General features: G+C 68.5%; 18 protein-coding genes. 12 read left to right on the forward strand and 6 right to left on the reverse strand.

Features of this window, described 5'->3' with window-relative positions:
- Positions 1-25: 25 nt before the first annotated feature.
- Positions 26-466, reverse strand: coding sequence for a MarR family winged helix-turn-helix transcriptional regulator (locus HQ306_RS07385; protein WP_027505630.1), 441 nt, complete (start codon positions 464-466; stop codon positions 26-28).
- Between the two features lie 73 nt (positions 467-539).
- Between HQ306_RS07385 and HQ306_RS07390 the strand changes: the two genes are divergently transcribed.
- The 6 genes from HQ306_RS07390 to HQ306_RS07415 all read left to right on the forward strand — a co-directional run bounded on the left by HQ306_RS07390 (position 540) and on the right by HQ306_RS07415 (position 10941).
- Entirely contained in the window at positions 540-2354 is a 1815-nt protein-coding gene (locus HQ306_RS07390) for an ABC transporter ATP-binding protein (protein ID WP_222630227.1), read from the forward strand.
- Between the two features lie 137 nt (positions 2355-2491).
- The gene (gene ssb, locus HQ306_RS07395; RefSeq protein ID WP_056445933.1) at positions 2492-2938 is read left to right on the forward strand and encodes a single-stranded DNA-binding protein; all 447 of its coding nucleotides are present in this window, start codon (positions 2492-2494) and stop codon (positions 2936-2938) included.
- Between the two features lie 142 nt (positions 2939-3080).
- Positions 3081-4760, forward strand: a complete 1680-nt coding sequence (gene ettA / locus HQ306_RS07400) for an energy-dependent translational throttle protein EttA (RefSeq protein WP_027505632.1) — start codon at positions 3081-3083, stop codon at positions 4758-4760.
- A 154-nt stretch (positions 4761-4914) separates the two neighbouring features.
- The gene (locus HQ306_RS07405) at positions 4915-9780 is read left to right on the forward strand and encodes an NAD-glutamate dehydrogenase (RefSeq protein WP_222630229.1); all 4866 of its coding nucleotides are present in this window, start codon (positions 4915-4917) and stop codon (positions 9778-9780) included.
- Between the two features lie 61 nt (positions 9781-9841).
- Complete coding sequence (locus HQ306_RS07410; RefSeq protein ID WP_027505634.1) at positions 9842-10273, forward strand: thioesterase family protein; 432 nt, start codon at positions 9842-9844, stop codon at positions 10271-10273.
- Complete coding sequence (locus tag HQ306_RS07415) at positions 10270-10941, forward strand: hypothetical protein (RefSeq protein ID WP_374197723.1); 672 nt, start codon at positions 10270-10272, stop codon at positions 10939-10941. The genes HQ306_RS07410 and HQ306_RS07415 overlap by 4 nt, the downstream gene beginning before the upstream one ends.
- Before the next feature lie 21 nt (positions 10942-10962).
- Here the strand turns inward: HQ306_RS07415 and HQ306_RS07420 are convergent, their stop codons facing one another.
- Complete coding sequence (locus HQ306_RS07420; RefSeq protein WP_374197743.1) at positions 10963-12576, reverse strand: alpha-amylase family glycosyl hydrolase; 1614 nt, start codon at positions 12574-12576, stop codon at positions 10963-10965.
- Positions 12577-12823: 247 nt separating this feature from the next.
- On the opposite strand from HQ306_RS07420, the gene HQ306_RS07425 reads away from it, so the two are divergent.
- Positions 12824-13255: a cupin domain-containing protein gene (locus HQ306_RS07425; RefSeq protein WP_222630235.1), complete on the forward strand. Its 432-nt coding sequence runs from the start codon at positions 12824-12826 to the stop codon at positions 13253-13255.
- A gap of 10 nt (positions 13256-13265) precedes the next feature.
- On the opposite strand, the gene HQ306_RS07430 is transcribed toward HQ306_RS07425, so the two are convergent.
- On the reverse strand, positions 13266-13661 hold the full coding sequence (locus HQ306_RS07430) for a globin (RefSeq protein ID WP_222630239.1): 396 nt from the start codon (positions 13659-13661) through the stop codon (positions 13266-13268).
- A gap of 20 nt (positions 13662-13681) precedes the next feature.
- Positions 13682-14635 carry a mechanosensitive ion channel family protein gene (locus tag HQ306_RS07435; protein ID WP_222630254.1) on the reverse strand — a complete coding sequence of 318 codons (954 nt, stop codon included), beginning with the start codon at positions 14633-14635 and terminating at the stop codon, positions 13682-13684.
- Positions 14636-14871: 236 nt separating this feature from the next.
- On the opposite strand from HQ306_RS07435, the gene HQ306_RS07440 reads away from it, so the two are divergent.
- Genes HQ306_RS07440 through HQ306_RS07450 form a run of 3 tightly spaced genes read left to right on the forward strand, consistent with a single transcriptional unit; the run spans position 14872 to position 16357 of the window.
- Entirely contained in the window at positions 14872-15594 is a 723-nt protein-coding gene (locus tag HQ306_RS07440; RefSeq protein ID WP_231476311.1) for an HNH endonuclease, read from the forward strand.
- 18 nt (positions 15595-15612) lie between these two features.
- Positions 15613-15888: a hypothetical protein gene (locus HQ306_RS07445; RefSeq protein ID WP_261769336.1), complete on the forward strand. Its 276-nt coding sequence runs from the start codon at positions 15613-15615 to the stop codon at positions 15886-15888.
- Positions 15875-16357: a DUF5130 family protein gene (locus tag HQ306_RS07450; RefSeq protein WP_222630258.1), complete on the forward strand. Its 483-nt coding sequence runs from the start codon at positions 15875-15877 to the stop codon at positions 16355-16357. The genes HQ306_RS07445 and HQ306_RS07450 overlap by 14 nt, the downstream gene beginning before the upstream one ends.
- Positions 16358-16439: 82 nt before the next feature.
- Here the strand turns inward: HQ306_RS07450 and pepN are convergent, their stop codons facing one another.
- Positions 16440-19022 (reverse strand): aminopeptidase N, encoded by a 2583-nt coding sequence (gene pepN / locus HQ306_RS07455; RefSeq protein ID WP_222630261.1) that lies wholly within the window; start codon positions 19020-19022, stop codon positions 16440-16442.
- Positions 19023-19210: 188 nt separating this feature from the next.
- Between pepN and HQ306_RS07460 the strand changes: the two genes are divergently transcribed.
- The gene (locus tag HQ306_RS07460; RefSeq protein ID WP_027505644.1) at positions 19211-19822 is read left to right on the forward strand and encodes a DsbA family protein; all 612 of its coding nucleotides are present in this window, start codon (positions 19211-19213) and stop codon (positions 19820-19822) included.
- A 39-nt stretch (positions 19823-19861) separates the two neighbouring features.
- Here the strand turns inward: HQ306_RS07460 and HQ306_RS07465 are convergent, their stop codons facing one another.
- A complete protein-coding gene (locus tag HQ306_RS07465; protein ID WP_231476312.1) occupies positions 19862-20572 on the reverse strand; it encodes a DUF429 domain-containing protein in 711 nt (236 codons plus the stop codon).
- A 16-nt stretch (positions 20573-20588) separates the two neighbouring features.
- On the opposite strand from HQ306_RS07465, the gene HQ306_RS07470 reads away from it, so the two are divergent.
- Positions 20589-21086, forward strand: a complete 498-nt coding sequence (locus tag HQ306_RS07470; RefSeq protein WP_027505646.1) for a ribose-5-phosphate isomerase — start codon at positions 20589-20591, stop codon at positions 21084-21086.
- The last annotated feature ends 26 nt before the right edge of the window (positions 21087-21112 follow it).

Raw genomic sequence — 21112 nt, forward strand, 5'->3', positions numbered from 1 at the left:
ACCGGATCCGGTGCAGAGAACCGTGTCAGACGCGGTTCTCTGCACCGGATTCGTCGTGGATGCGGGTGAGCAGGTCGGTGAGGGTCGCTCGGTCGTCCGCGCTCAGGCCGGCGAACATCGCCTCGGACGCGCTGCGCTGCGCCTGTGCGATGGTGTCCGCGAGTGCCCGCCCCTCGTCGGTGAGGTCGAGGAGAACCGCGCGACGATCGGTGGCATCGGCGTGCCGTGCGACGTAGCCGGCCGACTCCAGCGCGTCGACGACATCGGTTGCCGATCGGGGTGCGATGCGCAACCGTTCCGCCAGATCTCCGGGCCGAAGTGGTCCCGCCGCGCCGGACAGCACGCGCAGTGCCCGTCCGTGTGAGGGCGAGAGTCCGAAAGGTTCGAGTGCGGCCATGTGGCGGCGCCGCATCGACCTGGCCACCATCATGACCAGATCGGCCGGGTCCTTCTCGTGGGAATGCACGGGACGATACTAGCGTTGCAGCGGTCGACCTCATAATGAGGTAACCTCAGTTCTACCCGATCAGGGAGGTCATATGCGTTCCTCCACCACACCGGCAAGGCCGGTGCAGTCCCCCGTGACATCTGCGGACCACCAGCCCGCACCGCTCGGGCGCGTCGTCGCCCTCTTCCGCCCCTATCGCGGCCGGGTCGCCGCGGTGAGCGCGGTCATCACCCTCAGCGCCGTCGTGGCACTGGGATCGCCGCTGCTCCTGCGCGACATGCTTGATCACGCCATCCCGAACGCCGACGTCACGCTGGTGACGATCCTCGCGGCCGGCATGATCGCGATCGCCGTCGTCACCAGCTGTCTCGGCGTCGCCCAGACCTGGATGTCCAACAGCATCGGGCAGGCCCTGATGCATCAGCTCCGCGTGCAGGTCTACTCGCACCTGCAGCGTCAGTCTCTCGGCTTCTTCGCGCGCACCCGCACCGGCGAGGTGCAGTCGCGCATCGCCAACGACATCGGCGGCATGCAGTCCGTCGTCACCAACACGGCCACGTCGATCGCTCAGAACGCGACCACGGTCATGGCCACCGTCGTCGCGCTCTTCCTGCTCGACTGGAAACTGGCCCTCTTCTCGCTCGCCATCCTGCCGGTGTTCGTCCGCATCGCTCGGCGGGTCGGCGACGAGCGTCGCCGTATCTCCACCGTGCGGCAACGCCTGCTCAGCGATCTGTCCGTCCAGGTGGAGGAGTCGCTCTCGGTGAGCGGCATCCTGCTGGGCAAGACGACCGGCGCGTCGTCGGTCCTCACGAATCGGTTCACCGAACGCTCGTCCGAGGTGGCCGACGTCGAACTCCGCTCGATGATGGCGGGCAAGTGGCGCATGGCGACCATGTCGATCAGCTTCGCCGCGATGCCGGCCCTGGTCTACTGGTTCGCCGGCATCACCATCGGCAACGGCAGCGCGTTGACGGTGGGAACGCTGGTCGCGTTCACCACCCTCCAGACACAGCTGTTCCGCCCCACGATGATGCTGCTCAACACCGGCGTCGAGGTGCAGAGTTCCCTGGCTCTGTTCGGCCGGGTCTTCGAGTACCTCGATCTCCCGGTGGACATCGACGAACCCGCCGTACCGACGCCGATCGATCCGACGGCCCGACGCGGTGAGGTGCGCTTCCGCCACGTGGGCTTCGACTATCCGGGTGCGGCACATCCGACGCTCACGGACATCGACCTCACGGTCCCCGCCGGGAGCACCCTGGCGATCGTGGGAGCGACCGGCGCCGGCAAGACGACACTCGGGTATCTGACGGCGCGGCTCTACGATCCGACGTCCGGGTCGGTCGAGGTCGACGGTGTCGATCTCCGCGATCTCTCGCTCGCCGACGTGTCCGCGACGGTCGGGGTGGTGTCGCAGGAGACCTATCTCTTCCACGACACGATCCGCGAGAACCTCCGCTTCGCGCGGCCCGACGCCACCGACGCGGACATCGAGAATGCCGCTCGCACAGCGCAGATCCACGATTTCATCGCCTCGCTCGACGACGGCTACGACACGATGGTGGGGGAGCGTGGCTACCGGTTCTCCGGCGGCGAGAAGCAGCGCCTCGCCATCGCGCGCACCGTTCTGCGCAACCCGCCCGTCCTCGTTCTGGACGAGGCCACCAGCGCTCTGGACACCACCACCGAACGTGCTCTGGCCGACGCGATCGACCAGCTCGAGCAGGACCGCACCACCATCGTGGTGGCCCACCGACTCTCCACCGTGCGGTCGGCCGATCGCATCGTGGTGCTCGATCACGGGCACATCGTCGAATCGGGATCCCACGACGAACTCGTCGCCCGCGGCGGTGCCTACGCCGCACTGCTGGCGGCGTCCGGCGACTCGCTGGTCACTGCCTGACCACTCCTCCTGTCAACCCCCGCGGCGCTCCTGTGGACGGCCGTCCACAGGTGCTCGCGGGCCCTTCTGTCCGCGGTGCGAGCGGCGCAGAGTCGGGGGCGCGGTCGGTACCGGATCGACCGCGAGAGGGGGGAACGATGTACGAGTCGTATCTGACCGTGGTGGGCACCGTCATCACCGATCCGATCAAGCGCACCACGCCGTCCGGCGACGAGGTGCTCAGCTTCCGCGTGGCCAGCAATTCGCGCCGCATGGACCGCGAGAGTGGGGAGTGGCAGGACGGGGACACGCTCTACGCCTCGGTCAGCTGCTGGCGACGTCTGGTGTCGGGGGTCGGAGCGTCGCTGATGAAGGGCGATTCGGTCATCGTCTTCGGGCAGGCGCACACCAACGAGTACACGACCAAGGAGGGCGTGGGCCGAGCCGATCTCGAGATCCGAGCCACCGCGGTGGGACCCGATCTCGCTCGGTGCCACGTCAGGGTGGACCGGCCGCGTCAGGCGGCCGAGCGGCAGGAGTCCGGCGAGACCGTCGCCGAGGCCGCGGTGGACACGGCCGAGCCCGAGCCGGTGCCGGTGGGCTGACCGCGAACGGTTTCACGGGCACCGGTCGGTCCCGGTAGACTTCCGCGTCGAGCACATCTCCCAGTTGTCGGCCCCGTCGTCGGCATCTCAGCCGGCGCGATCCGCCCGGCACACACGCTGGTGAGCACATCGAGAGGAACTCGTGGCGGAATTCATCTACACCATGAAGAAGGTGCGCAAGGCGCACGGCGACAAGGTCATTCTGGACGACGTGACGATGAGCTTCCTGCCGGGAGCGAAGATCGGCGTCGTCGGCCCCAACGGCGCCGGCAAGTCTTCGATCCTCAAGATCATGGCCGGGATCGACCAGCCCGGAAACGGTGAGGCGTTCCTCGCGCAGGGCGCCACCGTCGGCATCCTCATGCAGGAGCCCGAGCTCGACGAGAACAAGACGGTTCGCGAGAACGTCGAGGACGGTCTCGGCGAGACGATGGTCCAACTCAAGCGGTACAACGAGATCGCCGAGCTGATGGCCACCGACTACTCCGACGAGCTGATGGAGGAGATGGGCGAGCTGCAGGAGAAGCTCGACCACGCCGACGCGTGGGAGATCGACTCGCAGCTCGAGCAGGCCATGGACGCACTGCGCTGCCCGCCGCCGGACGAGGGTGTGACCCACCTGTCCGGTGGTGAGAAGCGTCGTGTGGCGTTGTGCAAGCTGCTGCTGAGCAAGCCGGACCTGCTGCTGCTCGACGAGCCCACCAACCACCTCGACGCCGAGTCGGTTCTCTGGCTCGAGCAGCATCTGGCCGCGTACCAGGGTGCCATCCTGGCCGTGACCCACGACCGGTACTTCCTCGATCACGTCGCGCAGTGGATCTGCGAGGTCGACCGTGGTCGCCTCTACCCCTACGAGGGCAACTACTCCACCTACCTGGAGAAGAAGGCCGAGCGTCTCGAGGTCCAGGGCAAGAAGGACCAGAAGCTGCAGAAGCGCCTCAAGGACGAACTCGCCTGGGTCCGCTCCGGCGCCAAGGCTCGCCAGGCCAAGAACAAGGCACGTCTCGATCGCTACGACGAGATGGCGGCCGAGGCCGACAAGATGCGCAAGCTCGACTTCGACGAGATCCAGATCCCCAACCCGCCGCGCCTCGGCGACGTCGTGGTCGAAGTCAAGAGCCTCGACAAAGGCTTCGACGGCCGCGTGCTGATCAAGGACCTGTCGTTCACGCTTCCGCGAAACGGCATCGTCGGTGTCATCGGCCCCAACGGCGTCGGAAAGACCACGCTCTTCAAGACCATCGTCGGTCTCGAGGAGCCGGACGGCGGCGAGGTCAAGATCGGTCAGACGGTCAAGCTGAGCTACGTCGACCAGAACCGATCCGGCATCGATCCCGCCAAGACCGTGTGGGAAACCGTGTCCGACGGCCTGGACTTCATCACCATCGGTACGCAGGAGTTCCCGTCGCGGGCGTACATCAGCTCCTTCGGGTTCAAGGGTCACGATCAGCAGAAGGCGGCCGGAGTCCTGTCCGGTGGCGAGCGCAACCGCCTCAACCTGGCGATGACGCTCAAGCAGGGCGGCAACCTTATCCTGCTCGACGAGCCCACCAACGACCTGGACGTCGAGACGCTCGGTTCGCTGGAGAACGCCCTCGAGGAGTTCCCCGGCTGCGCCGTCGTGATCTCGCACGACCGGTGGTTCCTCGACCGGACGTGCACGCACATCCTGGCGTGGGAAGGTGGATTCGGCGACAACGAGGCCGCTTGGTACTGGTACGAGGGCAACTTCGAGGGCTACGAGGCCAACAAGGTCGAGCGCCTCGGTCCCGACGCCGCTCGCCCGCACCGCGTGACGCACCGGAAGCTCACGCGCGACTGAAATGTACTGGTAAGTAACCTATTTTCATCGCACGCCACGTCACCGCGGTGTTCGGCTCCCGGCCTCTCGAGGCTAGGGTCGGGAGCCGAACCCCACGGACAACGTCGCCCCGACCGGTGGATCCGCCGCTCGTGGTGATCGAAAGGCGACAGCGATGACTTCAGCGGGAGAGCACTCCGAGGCGGCAACGGCGCCGAACTCGGTGCTCGATCGGGCGGACGACCTCCGCGCGGTGTACTTCGGGCACGTCGATCTGGACGTGTTGCGGACCACCACGGGAGCCGACCCGACCGCGGTGGTGCACCGACATCTCGAGCTCGCCGAGCGTCGTGATCCCGGCGTCGCCTCTCTCGCCCTGCACCGCGGACCCGACAGCACCGTCGGCGTGGCCCTGCAGATCGTCACCGACGACATGCCGATGCTGGTCGAGTCGGTCACCGCCTGGCTCACCGGAGCCGGCATCGCGGTCGTCGAGGTGGTGCACCCGATCCTGCGCGTCGTGCGCGACGAGTCCGGCACGCTCCTCTCCATCCGAGGCGGAGCCACCCCGTCCGACGTCGAGACCGGCGATCTCGCGGACGGCAGCATCCTCGAATCGTGGATCCACGTGGCTCTGCACCCCGCGGCGAGCGAGGAGGCCTTCGCCTCGCTCGAGAGCTCGCTGGCCGACGTGCTCGCCGACGTCCGTCGCGTTGTCGACGACACCGAGGCCATGCAGCGTCGCCAGCTGGAACTGGCCGATCGTCTGGAACGACCACGCCGCGGAGACGCGGACGGAACCGAGTCCGTCACCCCCGAGGCGCGGCACGACGCCGCCCGCCTGCTGCGGTGGTTGTCCGAGGGCAACTTCCGCGTGCTCGGCAGCCGCCGGTACACCGCGACGGAGGCGGGTCTCGAACCCGTCGCCGAGTCCGCGCTGGGCATCCTGCGATCCGACGATCCGGGCGCCGTCGCGGGCTTCGACCTGCCGATCGACCGAGTGGTCGCTCGCGAGGACCTTCTCGTGCTCACCCGCGCATCGAGCTCCACGTCGGTGCACCGCGCCGTGCACCCCTACTTCGTCGGTGTCCACGATCTGGACGACGAGGGAAACACGGTGGGAGAGCACCGGTTCACGGGGCTCTTCACCATCTCCGCACTGCACGGCAACGTCCTCGACATCCCGGTCGTGGGTGACCGCGTGCGCACCGTCATCGAGCGCGCCGGGCACACCCTGTCGTCGTACTCCGGCCAGGCCATGCTCGAGTCGATCCAGTCCTTCCCGCGCACCGAACTCTTCTCGGCGGACAGCAGGTCGCTCTTCGACACCATCTCGGCCGTGGAGCGCAGTGCCCTGCGCCGCGAGGTGCTGCTCTTCCTGCGCCGCGACGGGTACGGCCGGTTCGTGTCGGCGCTGGTCTACCTTCCGCGCGACTCCTACACCACCCGCCTGCGTCTCGAGACCCGCAGGATCCTGCTGCACGAGCTCGGCGGTACCGACGTCGAGTACGAGGCACGCGTCTCGGACAGCCCACTCGCGTTGGTGCACTTCACTGTTCGCTTCGACGGACAGAGCGCGGACGCCGTCGACGTCACGGACGCCAACCGCGACCGCATCCGGGCCCTGATCACCGACGCCACCCGCACGTGGGACGACGCTCTGCGTGAGGCGGCCGCGGCCGACCCGTCGGTGTCGCCCGACAACGCGGCGCGCTATGCCGTCGCCTTCCCCGAGGCCTACAAGCAGGACTTCGACGCGGACCGGGCGCTCGTCGACATCGCTCGACTCGACGCGCTCGTCGGCGACGACATCGACATGTGCCTGTACCGCCCGCGCGACGCCGAGGCGGGTCACTGGCGTTTCTCCCTCTACGTGACCGGCAGCGAGGTCTCGCTGAGCCAGGTGCTGCCCGTCCTGCAGAGCCTCGGTGTGGAGGTGGTCGACGAGCGGCCGTACGCCGTGGTGCGCAAGGACGGAACGCGCTGCTGGATCTACGATTTCGGCCTGTCCGCGGAGCCCGAGGTCATCGAGGGCGCCGAGAACCAGACGAGTGTGGTCAGCCGACGATTCACCGACGCGTTCGCTGCCGTGTGGAACGGCCACGCGGAGGCCGACCGCTTCAACGAACTGGTTCTGCGGGCCGGTCTCGAGTGGCGCCGCGCGGTGGTGCTGCGGGCGTACGCGAAGTACCTGCGCCAGGCCGCTTTCCCTTTCAGCCAGACCGGCATCGAGGGTGTTCTCCTCGCCAACCCGGTGACGGCTCGACTGATCGTCGACCTGTTCGACGCGCAGTTCGATCCCGCCTCGGCGTCCGAGGAGCGTGCCGACGAGATCGCGTCGGAGCTCGCCGAACTGATCGATCAGGTGGTCAGCCTCGACGCCGACAGGGTGCTGCGTGCCCTGTTCACCCTCGTGCGAGCGACGCTGCGCACCAACCACTTCGTCGTCGACGAGCAGGGTCGCGAGCGCGATTTCCTGTCCCTGAAGTTCGACCCTCGCGGCATCGACGTGCTGCCCAAGCCGCGCCCGCGTTTCGAGATCTTCGTGTACTCGCCGCGCGTCGAGGGCGTGCACCTGCGCTTCGGCATGGTCGCGCGCGGTGGTCTCCGCTGGTCCGATCGGCGCGAGGACTTCCGCACCGAGGTGCTCGGACTGGCCAAGGCGCAGGCCGTCAAGAACGCGGTCATCGTGCCGGTGGGGGCGAAGGGCGGCTTCGTCGTCAAGCAGCCGCCGTCTCCGACCGGCGATGCTGCGACCGACCGCTCCGCGACCACCGCCGAGGGGAGAGCCTGCTACCGCATGTTCATCGCGGGGCTGCTGGACGTCACCGACAACCTCGACCGCGCCACCCGCGCCGCGATCCCACCGCAGCGCGTGGTGCGACGTGACGACGACGACTCGTACCTCGTGGTGGCGGCGGACAAGGGCACTGCCACGTTCTCCGATCTCGCGAACGAGGTGTCCGCCGAGTACGGCTTCTGGCTCGGTGACGCCTTCGCCTCGGGCGGGTCGGTGGGGTACGACCACAAGGCGATGGGCATCACCGCCAAGGGTGCCTGGGAGAGCGTGAAGCGTCACTTCCGCGAGTACGGCATCGACACGCAGTCCGACGAGATCACCGTGGTCGGTATCGGTGACATGAGTGGCGACGTGTTCGGCAACGGGATGCTGCTCAGTGAACATCTCCGCATCGTCGCCGCGTTCGACCACCGGCACATCTTCCTGGATCCCGCACCCGACGCGGCCGCCTCCTTCGCGGAGCGACGGCGACTGCTCGAACTGCCGCGCTCGTCGTGGGCGGATTACGACACCTCCCTGATCAGCAGGGGTGGCGGAGTACACGAACGCACCGTGAAGTCGGTACCGGTCAGCGCCGAGGTGCGCGCGGCTCTCGGACTGGCGGACGACGTCACCGCCCTGTCACCGCCCGAACTGATGCGCGCCATCCTCACGGCGCCGGTGGACCTGCTGTGGAACGGCGGCATCGGCACCTACGTGAAGTCGCGCACCGAGAGCGATGCCGACGTGGGAGACAAGGCCAACGACCCGGTGCGCGTGAACGGCGCGGACCTGCGGGCGCGCGTGGTCGGAGAGGGCGGCAACCTCGGGGTGACCGCGCTCGGCCGCATCGAGTACAGCGCCGCGGGCGGCAAGATCAACACCGACGCCGTGGACAACTCCGCCGGCGTCGACTGCTCCGATCACGAGGTCAACATCAAGATCCTGCTCGATTCCACCGTGACGTCGGGTGACCTGGCCGCGGAGGACCGGGAGTCCCTGCTGGCCTCCATGACGGACGAGGTGGGCGCCCTCGTTCTCGAGGACAACGTCGCGCAGAACGAGCTGCTGGGTGTCTCACGGGCACACGCCCCCGAACTGCTGGGCGTCCACGCTCGACTGATCGCCGACCTGGTGGCGTCGGGCCGGGTGGACAGGTCGCTCGACGCGCTGCCGACGAAGTCGGAGATCTCGCGGCGCCTGCAGAACGGCCTGGGTCTCACCTCGCCCGAGCTGTCGACTCTCATGGCTCACGTGAAGTTGGCGCTGCAGGAAGACCTGCTGGCATCGGATCTGCCGGACAACGACGTGTTCGCCCCGCTCATGACGGACTACTTCCCGACGCCGTTGCGCGAACGTTTCGCCGGTGCCATCAAGGCGCATCCGCTGCGCCGGGAGATCGTGGCCACGCGGGTGGCGAACGAGACGGTCGACCACGGCGGCATCACCTACGCCTTCCGCCTCGCGGAGGACTCGGGAGTCGGGAGCACGGACGCGGCGCGAGCGTTCGCGGCGACGAGCGAGATCTTCGGTCTGCACGACATCTGGGCCGCGATCGCCGCGGCCGACATGCCCACGGACGCGTCCGACGAACTGGTGCTCGAGTCTCGTCGCCTCCTCGACCGAGGATCCCGCTGGCTGTTGTCGAACCGGCCGCAGCCCATCGCTGTCGGTGCCGAGATCACGAGGTTCGCGCGCAAGGTGCGGATCCTGGAATCGCAGCTCCCGACCTGGCTGAAGGGTCGGCAGGCACGCAGCGGACTCGACCGTGCCACGTCCGCCATCGAGAAGGGCGCGCCGGAAGAGCTCGCGCACAGAGTGTTCCGGCTCCTCGACGTGTTCTGCCTGCTCGACGTCATCGAGACGGCGGACATCGCGAACGAGGACGACGAGGTGATGGCGAGCCTCTACTACGCCCTCAGCGAGCACCTCGGCATCGACTGGCTGCTGTCTGCGGTGTCCACGCTCGAACGCGGCGACCGCTGGCACTCCCTGGCGCGGTTGGCGTTGCGGGACGACCTGTACTCGTCGCTGCGTGCCCTCACGCTCGACGTGACGGGCGGCGGCGAACCGGGGGAGACGGCGGACGAGATGATCGCCGACTGGGAGTCCACCAATGCCTCCCGGCTCGCTCGTGCCCGAGCGGCCCTGACGGAGATCGGCGAGTCCGGAACGCTGGATCTGGCGACGCTCTCGGTGGCGGCGCGGCAGATCCGCAGCATGGTGCGAGGAGCGGGTGCGCGGACCGACGTCTCGCGTTGACCACGCCCGGGGGACGGACGTGCCCGGCCCGGCGCCGCGCCGGGCCGGATAGGTTGGGGGCGTGACAGACGACGAGCTCATCGGCTTCCATTGCCCCGTCGAGGTGCGCTGGTCGGACATGGACGTGTACCAGCACATCAACCACGCACGCATGGTGACGCTGCTGGAGGAGGCCCGCATCCCGTGGCTCATGGCCGACGGTGTCCCCACCGCGACCCTGCGGAACAGTGCGGTGATCGCCGACCTGCACGTGCGCTACCGCGGCCAGTTGCGCCACGAGGACACGCCTCTCGACGTGTTCATGTGGGTGGAGCAGTTGCGGGCCGTCGACTTCACGGCGGGATACGAGGTGCGCCCGCACGGCGCACCGATGAGTACTCCGCCGGCCATCGTGGCGTCGACGCAGATCGCTGCCTTCGACATCGACACCCAGCGCCTGCGCCGGCTGTCCGGCGACGAGCGCGAGTACCTGCAGCGCTGGCAGCGGCCGTGACGGGTGCACTGGCCGAGCGGTCGGTGACCGTCCCGGACGCGCGGGACCGGGACGATCTGTCGACCTTTCTGACCCACGCCGCGCGACTCGACCCGGGCGCGGTGGTGCGCCTCCGGCGCCGCGGTGACAGTCACGTGGTCGCGTGGATCGAGACCGGATTCGACGTCCTCGCCGCCCGCGTGATCCGCGCCCGGGTGCTGCCGTCGGACGTCACCGTGGCCGCGGACGGGCTCCTCTCGGCGATGCGATCCGCCGGACCTGCACCGTTCGATCCCGGCTTCGGCATGGACTCCGCCTGGCGCGGCCCGGTGCCGCCGGACGTCGGGTGGACCCATGTGGACGACGTCCCCGGTCCGGTGTTCGTGGAGCTGGCCGAGCGTGGTGTCGCCCTGGCCCGCGAACACGGAACCGATCACGGCCCGCCCGTGTCGCTGCTCGATCAGGACGTGGTGACCGTCGAGGCCGACGGCGAGGCGGTGCCCGTGTCGATGCGCATGATCTTCGCGCTCAACGCCATGAAGTTCGTGCCCACGGTGTCCGACTCGTTGCGGAGTGCGGACGACGCGCGCGTCCGGGTGCGAATCGCTCGGTCGTGGATCCGGCTCGACGCCCGCTACGGATCGGTGTTCCGCAGCCGGGGCGCCACGATCCCGCTCATGGTGTCCTGACCGACCCGCACCGCGACTCGTTCAGACGAGCCAGGCCGCCGCGTCGGCCGGAAGCAGCTCGTCCTGCAGCGGTGCGCTGGCGAGCAGCAGCGCTCCCGGCGGCAGGGTGATGGGCTCGGACGTGGTGTTCAGAGCGCAGATGACGCCGCCGCGGCGCCGGAACGCCAGACACCCGGGAGGGCTCCCGTACCACTCGACTCCGGGCTCGCTGAACTCCGGCCGCGCGGCCCGCAGGCTCAACGCCGTCCGATAGAGGCTCAGCATGGAGTCCACGTCCTCGAGTTGGCTCTCCACGGTCAGCGGGGCCCACTCGGCGGGAATCGGCAACCAGGTCTCCCGCGCCGTCGAGAATCCGAACGGCGGCTCGGTGCCCTCCCACGGCAGCGGGACGCGGCACGCGTCTCGTCCGCGTTCCTGGCCGCCGGATCGGAACCAGGCGGGATCCTGCAGAGCGGAGTCGGGGAGGTCCGCGTTGGGCAGCCCGAGCTCGGAGCCGTTGTAGACGAACACGACACCGGGGAGCGCCAGCAGGACCAGGGCCATCGCGCGTGCGCGCTGCAGACCCTGCTCACCTCCGCCGTACCGGGTGACCTCGCGGTCGACGTCGTGGTTGGACAGGGTCCACGTCGGCGTGCCGCCGACACGGTCGACCGCGTCGAGCGAGTTGTCGACGGCATCCCTGATGGCCGAGGCGTCGAACGCGGACTCGGCCAGCCGGAAGTTGAAGCCCAGGGTGAGCTCGTCGGGACGGATGTAGCGACTGAAGCGTTCGTTGTCCTGGACCCACACCTCGCCGACCGTCATCGCGCCGTCGTGCTCGTCCACGACCCGGCGGATGGCGCGGTGGATCTCGTGCACCCCGTCGTCGTCGAAACGGGGGTCCCCGTCCTCGTTGCGCATCAGCTCGTTCACGGACAGATCCATGTCCGGGAGATCCGCCGGCTTGGCCATGCCGTGGGCCACGTCGATGCGGAACCCGTCGACACCGCGGTCGAGCCAGAACCGGATCGTCGCCTCCAGATCGGCGAGCACCTCGGGTTCGGTCCAGTTCAGATCCGGCTGCTCGGGCGCGAAGATGTGGAGGTACCACTGACCGGGTGTGCCGTCCGACTCGGTGACGCGGTGCCACGCGGGACCGCCGAAGATGCTGGGCCAATTGTTCGGCGGCTCGGAGCCGTCGCCCTTGCCGTCCCGGAACACGTAGCGGGCCCGCTCCGGGCTCCCGGGCGCCGCGGCCAGAGCGGCCTGGAACCATTCGTGCTGATCGCTGGTGTGGTTCGGGACCAGGTCCATCGTGACCTTCATGCCCCGCGCGTGCGCCTCCGTCACCACGGCGTCCATCGTCTCGAGAGATCCGAACAGCGGATCGATGTCGCGTGGATCGGACACGTCGTATCCGTGGTCGACCATCGGTGACCGCATCACCGGGCTGAGCCAGAGTGCATCGACGCCGAGCAGTTCCAGGTATCCGAGCTTGTCCCGGATGCCACCCAGATCACCGATCCCGTCGCCGTCGGAGTCCGCGAACGAGCGGGGGTAGATCTGGTAGAAGACGGCGTCGGACCACCAGGGGGCCGGGGCGGACGGGCCGTCGGCGGGGGACGGGCCGGCGGACGCGTCGATCGGAGTGCTCACAGGCGCAATAGTGCCAAAGGCCGAGCCGCGAGGGGCGGTGCGCCCGTCACCACGACCCCTCCGGCCTGCCCGGCCTCTCGTGACGACCGGCCTCCGGCCTGCCCGGCTCCCACGAGAATCACCACGCGTCCGCCGTTCATGCCATGGGGAGGTCAAGAAAATCGGAACGATCGGCGTGAAAACTACCCAAAGTTTGTTTGGTGGGGTATTTTCAGGCGGAACTTCAAGCGACGGTAAAGGAACCTCCATGACGACTCCTGTTTTCGAAGCCGTGAGTCTCGACTCCGTCGAGCTCCTGCCGGCTCCGATCGATCCTTCGTGGATCCTCGAGGGTGCTCCCGTCGCGCGCAGCGGTCAGTGGTCCTGCAGCCCGGACACCACCACGTCGTCGTGGGTCTGGGACTGCACCGCCGGCACCTTCAACTGGTACTTCGAGCAGGACGAGACCATCCACGTCATCGAGGGCGAGGTCGTCGTCCAGTCCGCGGGCAACGAGCCCCGCGTGCTCCGCGCCGGGGATGCCGCTCTGTTCTACGCCGGCACTTGGGCCGAGTGGCACGTGCCGCACTACGTGCGCAAGCACGCCATCCTGCGCCCCCACATCCCGCGTCCCCTGTGGTTCGCGATGCGTGTCGCCCGCAAGCTGCGGGGCAAGGGCCGCTCCGGCGCCCTCGGCTGAGCGCGCAGCACTACAGCGGCGAGTTCACCATCGAGTTCGCCGCCATCTCGATGTAGTCGACGAACTGCTGTCGATGCACATCGTCCATCGTGTCAGAGTCGATCGACGCCAGGGCCGTGTGCATCGCGCGCAGCCAGGCGTCGCGTTCGAACGGCCCGATGACGAACGGCGAGTGCCGCATCCGCAGACGCGGGTGGCCGCGCTCGTCCGAGTAGGTACGCGGACCACCCCAGTACTGCTCGAGGAACATGCGCATCCGGCGCTCCGCCGGGCCCAGGTCCTCCTCCGGGTACAGCCGCCGCAGAATCTCGTCCCGCTCGACCTCGGCGTAGAAGCGCGCGGTCAGGGTGCGAAACGTCTCCGCACCGCCGACCGCGTCGTAGAAGGTCTGTGCCGGCTCGGTCATGGCTCCATTGTTCTCCACGATCACGTGCTCATGCTCGGGGCGGGTCCGAAGGGCCGCCCGTTGGGGTAGGGCGCCGCGATGCCGGACTCGTCGAAGGCGTCGAGGATCTGACGATGCAACTGGCGCTGCACGGCCCACTGTCGGCCGGGTCGAACCTTGATGGTCAGGCGCAGCGTCACCGTGTCCGACGTGACGGCGTCGACGCCGAGCATCTGCGGGGCCTCGAGAATGTCCTCCTGGAACTCGCCACGCTCGATGGACTCGCGCGCCGTGCGCTCGGCCACCTCGCACGCGACGTCGATGTCGGCGGAATGACTGACGGGGAGGTCCAACACCGCGACGGCGTGACCCTGGCTCATGTTGCCGACACGCAGCACCTCGCCGTTGCGGACGTACCAGAGCGTCCCGGAGATGTCGCGGACCGTGGTGACCCGCAGGCCCACGGTCTCGACCGTGCCCGATGCCTCGCCGAGATCGACGATGTCGCCGACTCCGTACTGGTCCTCGAGCAGCATGAAGATGCCGGAGAGGAAGTCGCGGACGAGGTTCTGCGCGCCGAAACCGAGCGCGACACCCACGATGCCTGCGGACGCGATGAAGGGGGCGACGTTCACACCGACGATGGAGAGCGCGGAGAGCACGAACCAGACCAGGATGCCGACGGAGACCGCCGACTTGAGCACCGAACCGATGGTGCGGGCGCGCTGGTTGCGGCGCTCGTTCAGGATGGTGGTGGTGACGCCGGCGGGGGCACGTTCGCGCAGCGGCCTCAGCAGGGGCGGTTTACCCGCAGCGCTGCGACCCGCGCCGGGTGAGCGGCTGGTGAACCGGTCGATCATGCGGTGCAGGACGTAACGCAGAACCACGGCGAGCAGGGCGTACCCCAGAACCTGGAGCGGGCGTTGGATCAGCCAGTCGCGACCGGTGTCGGAGAGCGAGAGGGCGAGGACGTCGTTCGGGTCGAAGGAATACACCCGAAAAGTCTACGGATCTCCTCGGCGCACGCCACCTGTCACCACCCGTCTCGGCACCCACCCCGCCACCCGTGCGGGGGGACACCCGGAGTTCACCGCGTGGCCGTCGGCCGGACCTCGAATGAGCGTGCGAACGGCACCGATTCGTGATGCACTGTGGTTGGTCTTCACGTGCGGGCGGTGGCTGTCGCAAACCAGTGGTAGTCGCGCCGCGCGCAGTGGTCACTGGAGGTGGCATGAAGAAGAGCGGGACTGTCGCGAAGGTTCGGGCCGGGCATCGACAACTGTCGCCCACCGACGCCGTGCAGGGCGGCGCGTCGGGGGCGCGACCCCAGTCCGAACACCCTGTCGTCTTCGGCGGCGCGTCGTTGCACGCCGTCACCGATCACTCCGATCCGGCCGACGTCGACGGGCACCTCGATCACGAGGACGCCGTCCCCGCCTGGGTGAAGCGGCGCGTACTCCTCCTGAACGCCACGTTCGAACCACTCACCGCGCTGCCCATGCGGCGTGCCGTCGTCCTGCTGGTCTGCGAGAAGGCCGTCGTGGTGCACGACGACGACGACGGTCCCGTCGTCCACTCGGCGGACATCGCTCTGCAGGTGCCGTCGGTCATCCGCCTCCGCTCGTACGTGCGGGTGCCCTACCGGGCGCGCATCCCGATGACGCGGGCGGCTCTGATGCATCGGGACCGTTTCCGGTGCGCGTACTGCGGTTCCAAGGCCGAGACCATCGACCACGTGGTGCCGCGCAGTCGCGGCGGCGGTCACTCCTGGGAGAATTGCGTCGCGTGCTGCGCTTCCTGCAATCACCGCAAGGCGGACAAGATGCTCAGCGAGCTGGGGTGGACCCTGCGCGCCGCGCTGGTCCCGCCGAAGGGTCCGCACTGGCGACTGCTCGCGAGCATCAAGGAACTCGATCCCACCTGGCTGCCGTACCTGGGTGAGGGCGCGGCCTGACACCCGTCCACTAAGGTGATGGGCGTGAGCATCCTCGAAACCGCGCTGATCTTCGGACTGATTCCGTTGGCACTGTTCCTCGCGCTCTTCGTGTTCGCGAAGATCACGTCGACCGATCCCGCGCCGCGTCCCGCCCCCTACCGACTCGGGCAGCAGTGGGACCACGCCCCGGTGCTGTGGTCGGCCACGGACGAGGTGACGCCGTACTCGCAGCACGCTGCGCATTCGACACACGCCGAACTCACCGCGGGTTCGGCTTCGCTGGTAGGAGGCCGGGCAAGTGGCAAGTGGTGAACTCTCGACCCGTCGGATCGACGAGGAGAACCTTCCCGTCGGCCATGTGGTGACCGCGAGCGGTCGAGTCTCCGGTGTGCACCAGGTGGGCACCGTCAACCCCGACCTGTCCCCGTTCGCGACCGACGAGCTGATCCAGCTCGACGAGTCGCTCATCGAGGCCACCCGCCGTACGGGCATCCGCTTCAACGTGCTGGTCGGTGACCTCGGCCCCGACACCGCCGCGGGTGCGGACGCCGCTCTCGCGGGAACGCCCGAGGCCGAGTACTCGGTGCTCATCGCCGTCTCACCGAACCAGCGCGCCATCGAGGTTCGTTCCGGTCGAGGCGTCGCCCATCTCGTCGACGACCGCATCGCGCAGCTCGGTATCACCGCGGCCACGGGATCCTTCCGTGACGGCGACCTGATCGACGGCCTCGTCGCCGCCGTGCGCGTCATGAGCGCGGCTATCACCGGCCCGTCCGCCTGACACGGCGCCACCCCGGCACAGAGACAAGGGCCCATCATCCGCGAGGATGATGGGCCCTTGTCCGTGCGCGAGTCAGGTGCGGTCAGGCACCGTCCGCCGCTCGGGCGGCGAGTGACCGCACCACGGACGCGCGACCCTCGACGACGAGGCGCGCGAGGGCCGGCGGGTGGTCGCCCGCGAGGAACTCGTCCGCCGCCGCCACCGACTGCTCAGTGATGGACCAGGTCGGGTACAGACCGACGACGACGGTCTGCGCGACCTCGCTGGAACGACGTGCCCAGACATCGGAGATGGCGTCGAAGTAGCGGGAGACGAACGGCTCCAACAACTCTCCCTGGCCCGCACCGGGAAACGCGCCGATGATGGCACGTGCGGTGATGTTGGGTAGGGAGTCGTTGTCGATGACCGTGGTCCACGCCTCCTCCTTGACCGAGGCCTGCGGGCGGGCAGCTCGCGCCGCCGCCGCGTTGCGGGCACCGGCCGCGGTGTTGTCCTTCTCTGCCTCGGCGTCGATCACGGGTGTGTCGGACCCCGTGTCGATCGCGCCGCTGCGAGCCAGAGCGGTGACGAACCGCCAGCGCAGATCGGTGTCGACGGTGAGGCCGCCCAGATCCTGGCCGTCCACGTCTCCGTCGAGCAGCGCCTGCAGCGCTGTCGTGTGGCGCTCGGCCAGCACGGACGAGGCCAGCGCGTTGACGTAGGCCAGCTGATGATCCGACCCACCGTCGGCCGCGCGCGCCAGCTCGAGGAGACGGTCGGCGAACTCGGGCCATCCCGTGGACTGCGCCCACCCCGGCTCGGCATAGCTGCCGAGCGCGGTCTGCGCCTGCAGCAGGAGCCGCTGCACGACTCCGACCTCGGTCTCGGAGGTGATGCCGCGCTGCACCAGTGCGACGAAGTCGCGTGCCTTCAGATCGGCCTGCCGGGTCATCTCCCACGCCGCCGACCACGCCAGGGTGCGGGGGAGCGACTCGGTGATGTCGCCGATGCGCGCGATGAGCGTCTCGAGCGAGGTCGGATCCAGCTGCAGCGAGCAGTACGTCAGGTCGTCGTCGTTGACGAGCACCAACCGACCGGCGGGCGTGCCCACCAGCGCGGGAACCTCGGTGCGCTCCTGCGGCTCGACGTCGAGCTCGACCCGCTGGGTGCGAGTGAGCGCGCCGGAGTCGTCACCGTCGTAGATGCCGACGGCGATGCGGTGCACGCGGCGCTCACCCTTGCCGGGTGCCGCGGCCCCCTGCACGACGGAGAAGGACGAGTAGTTGCCGTCGTCGTCGATCTCGAATTCCGGTGTCAGGGTGTTCAGGCCGGTGGTGCGCAGCCACTGATCACCCCAGTCCGACAGGTCGCGACCGGACGAGGCCTCGAGAGCCGACAGCAGATCCGAGAAGGTCGCGTTGCCGAAGGCGTGGTCGCGGAAGTAGCTGCGCAGGCCCGCGAGGAAGTCCTCGAGCCCGACGTAGGCGACGAGCTGCTTGAGGACGCTGGCGCCCTTGGCATAGGTGATGCCGTCGAAGTTGACCTCGACTGCGGCGAGATCGGGAATGTCCGCGGCGATGGGGTGCGTCGACGGCAACTGGTCCTGGCGGTAGGCCCAGCTCTTCTCGACGTTCGCGAACGTGGTCCACGCGCTGGTGTACTCGGTGGCCTCCGACTGGCAGAGCACCGACGCGAACGTGGCGAAGGACTCGTTGAGCCACAGGTCGTCCCACCACCGCATGGTCACGAGATCGCCGAACCACATGTGGGCCATCTCGTGCAGCACGGTCTCGGCGCGGCGCTCGTAGGAGTAGCGCGTCACCTTGGACCGGAAGACGTAGTCCTCCAGGAAGGTCACCGCGCCGGCGTTCTCCATGGCGCCCGCGTTGAACTCGGGCACGAACAGCTGGTCGTACTTGCCGAAGGCGTACGGGACACCGAAGTTACGGTGGTAGAACTCGAAGCCCTGCTTGGTCTCGGTGAAGAGGCGATCGGCGTCCATGTACTCCGACAGCGATGCGCGGCAGTAGATTCCGAGCGGAATGGTGCCGTGGTCGTCCGAGTAGGAATCGGTCCACTGCGCGTACGGGCCGGCGATGAGCGCGACGAGGTAGGTGCTCATCACAGGAGTCGTCTCGAACACGTGCGTCGTGGCACCGGACGCCTCGGAGGTCTCCGCGGCAGCCGCGTTGGAGATGACGGCCCAGTCCTTCGGTGCCGTCACCGTCACGTCGAAGGTCGCTTTGAGATCCGGCTGGTCGAAGCACGCGAACATGCGCTTGGCGTCCGCGGTCTCGAACTGGCTGTACAGGTAGACGGAGCCGTCCGACGGATCGACGAAGCGGTGCAGGCCCTCACCGGTATGGGAGTAGACGCATTCCGCGACCACGGTGAGCTCGTTGTGCTCCGCGAGGTCGGTGAGCGCGATGCCCGTCGACTCGTCGTAGGAGGAGACGTCGACGTCGGTTCCGTTGAGCGTCGCGGAGCTCACCGAGGCGGCGACGATGTCGACGACACTGGAGGCTCCGGCAGTCGCGTCGAAGGTGACGGTGGTGGTCGAGGAGAAGGTCTTCTCGCCCGGGCCACCGGCTCCGTCCGTCAGGTCGAGAGTGATGGAGTAGTGCGTGACCGTGAGCAGCGAGGACCGTTCCTCTGCCTGGTCCCTGGTCAAATTGGGGGCAACCACGTGCACCCTTTCTGTCGATTTCTTCTGCCACCGCCGAACTGCGGTCGCGGCTGTGTCCATCCCATCATGACGCCGGTCGCCGCGGGCGGGTAGAACAGGTGTGCAGAGTTCGTGTCACCGGCCCACTGTGCGGGACGCTCCGCAGACCAGCCGAACACCGAGCACTACCCGACGACGAAAGGACCGACGTGAGCGATAGCAAGGACGTGGCAGATTTCTGGTTCGACCCGCTCTGCCCGTGGTGCTGGATCACCTCGCGCTGGATTCTCGAGGTGGCGAAGGTTCGCGACATCGAGACGAACTTCCACGTCATGAGCCTGGCGGTCCTCAACGAGGGACGCGATCTTCCCGACGAGTACCAGGACATGATGAAGAAGGCGTGGGGTCCCGTCCGCGTCGCGATCGCGGCCGCGCAGGAGAAGGGCGACGAGATCCTCGCGCCGCTCTACACCGAGATGGGGACGCGAATCCACAACGAGGGCAACAAGGACTTCCCGGACGTGATCCAGAAGTCGCTCGCTGCACTGGACCTCCCGGCCTCGTTGGCCGAGGCCGCCGCGAGCAGTGAGTTCGACGACGCGCTGCGCAAGAGCCACCACGCGGGAATGGACAAGGTGGGCAAGGACGTCGGCACGCCGACCATCCACGTCAACGGTGTCGCCTTCTTCGGTCCCGTGCTGTCGAGGATCCCGCGCGGCGAGGAGGCCGGCAAGCTGTGGGACGCGTCGGTGATCTTCGCGTCGTACCCGCACTTCTTCGAGCTCAAGCGTTCTCGCAACGAGGACCCGCAGTTCGACTGAGTCGACCGCGCACCCCGTCGGTGATTCCGGCGGGGTGCGTCAGACCACGATGAGGTCGGGACGGCCGCGGCGATCGCGAGTGCCGTCCCCGAACTCCAGTGCCTCGCCACCGAGCCAGCGACGCGCGGACCAGGCGGCCGCCACCGCGTCGAGCACGTCGTCCATCGCGGGCCCGTCCTCGATCGCACTCGTGGCCTCCAGCAGCGCCGGCACGTCCACCACCACCGAGAGTGCTTGCAGCCGTTGCGCGATGCCGCGGGCTCGTTTCTTCGACGTGAAGCGGGTGGCGGGGGCGAGTGCCCGGAACGACGATTCCGGGTGCACCTCGATCACCCGCGCGATGTCGGGGTCGGCCGCGTCCCAGGCCCGGATGTGGTCGGTGAGGTACCAGGACTGCTTGCTGATGGCCTTGCCCGTGCGGGCGCGGGCGATCACGCAGGCGTCCTCCCAGGAGGCCGCCCACACCGCGTCGCGTACCGGCGTGGGGAAGAGCGACGATCGCGCCGGGCCCAGGAACGTCCGAACCTGGAGTTCGCTCGCCCGCACTCCGGCGTCGGGAACGGTCAGCGGCATGTCGACCCCGACGGCCGCGCAGTCCCGGGTGGTGTCCAGGACGGCCGCGACGGTGTCGACCAGGGTCAACGACACTCGTCCCTCGTGGAGGCGAGCCACCACCCACCGGCCCGCGGCGCCATCCACCCCGGCGACGGGGCCCCACCCGCACGGTGGCGTCGGGGCGGAGGGGGGCACCTGTCAAACTCTAGCCATGCGCGTATACCTGGGTGCCGATCACGCCGGCTTCGAGTTCAAGAATCAGATCATCGACCACCTGCGGGAATCGGGACACGAGCCGATCGACTGCGGTGCGTTCACGTACGACGCGGTGGACGACTACCCGGCGTTCTGCATCGAGGCGGCTCGCCGCACGGTCGCTGACCCGGAGAGCCTCGGACTGGTGCTCGGTGGCTCCGGCAACGGTGAGCAGATCGCGGCCAACAAGGTCCCTGGCGCGCGGTGCGCTCTCGCCTGGAGCGTCGAGACGGCCCAGCTCGCGCGTCAGCACAACAAGGCGCAGCTGATCGGCATCGGCGGCCGCATGCACACGCTGCCCGAGGCGCTCGCGATCGTGGACGCGTTCCTCGAGACCCCGTGGTCGGGCGAGGAGCGCCACCAGCGCCGCATCGACATCCTGTCCGAGTACGAGCGCACCGGCGACGCGCCGGCCGTTCCCGGTGCACCCTCGGCCGACGGCGGCTCCGAATAAGAGGGTCCGCACCACAGCCCGAGTAG

Origin of the sequence: Rhodococcus sp. BP-160, from assembly GCF_019836205.1 — a bacterium.
Lineage (GTDB): Bacteria > Actinomycetota > Actinomycetes > Mycobacteriales > Mycobacteriaceae > Rhodococcoides.

Excerpts from the sequence above, each read along its gene's own strand:
- HQ306_RS07390 (WP_222630227.1), top strand. The coding sequence starts at position 540 with ATGCGTTCCTCCACCACACCGGCAAGGCCGGTGCAGTCCCCCGTGACA.
- ssb (WP_056445933.1), top strand. The coding sequence starts at position 2,492 with ATGTACGAGTCGTATCTGACCGTGGTGGGCACCGTCATCACCGATCCG.
- HQ306_RS07405 (WP_222630229.1), top strand. The coding sequence starts at position 4,915 with ATGACTTCAGCGGGAGAGCACTCCGAGGCGGCAACGGCGCCGAACTCG.
- HQ306_RS07425 (WP_222630235.1), top strand. The coding sequence starts at position 12,824 with ATGACGACTCCTGTTTTCGAAGCCGTGAGTCTCGACTCCGTCGAGCTC.
- HQ306_RS07430 (WP_222630239.1), bottom strand. The coding sequence starts at position 13,661 with ATGACCGAGCCGGCACAGACCTTCTACGACGCGGTCGGCGGTGCGGAG.
- HQ306_RS07440 (WP_231476311.1), top strand. The coding sequence starts at position 14,872 with ATGAAGAAGAGCGGGACTGTCGCGAAGGTTCGGGCCGGGCATCGACAA.
- HQ306_RS07445 (WP_261769336.1), top strand. The coding sequence starts at position 15,613 with ATGGGCGTGAGCATCCTCGAAACCGCGCTGATCTTCGGACTGATTCCG.
- HQ306_RS07470 (WP_027505646.1), top strand. The coding sequence starts at position 20,589 with ATGCGCGTATACCTGGGTGCCGATCACGCCGGCTTCGAGTTCAAGAAT.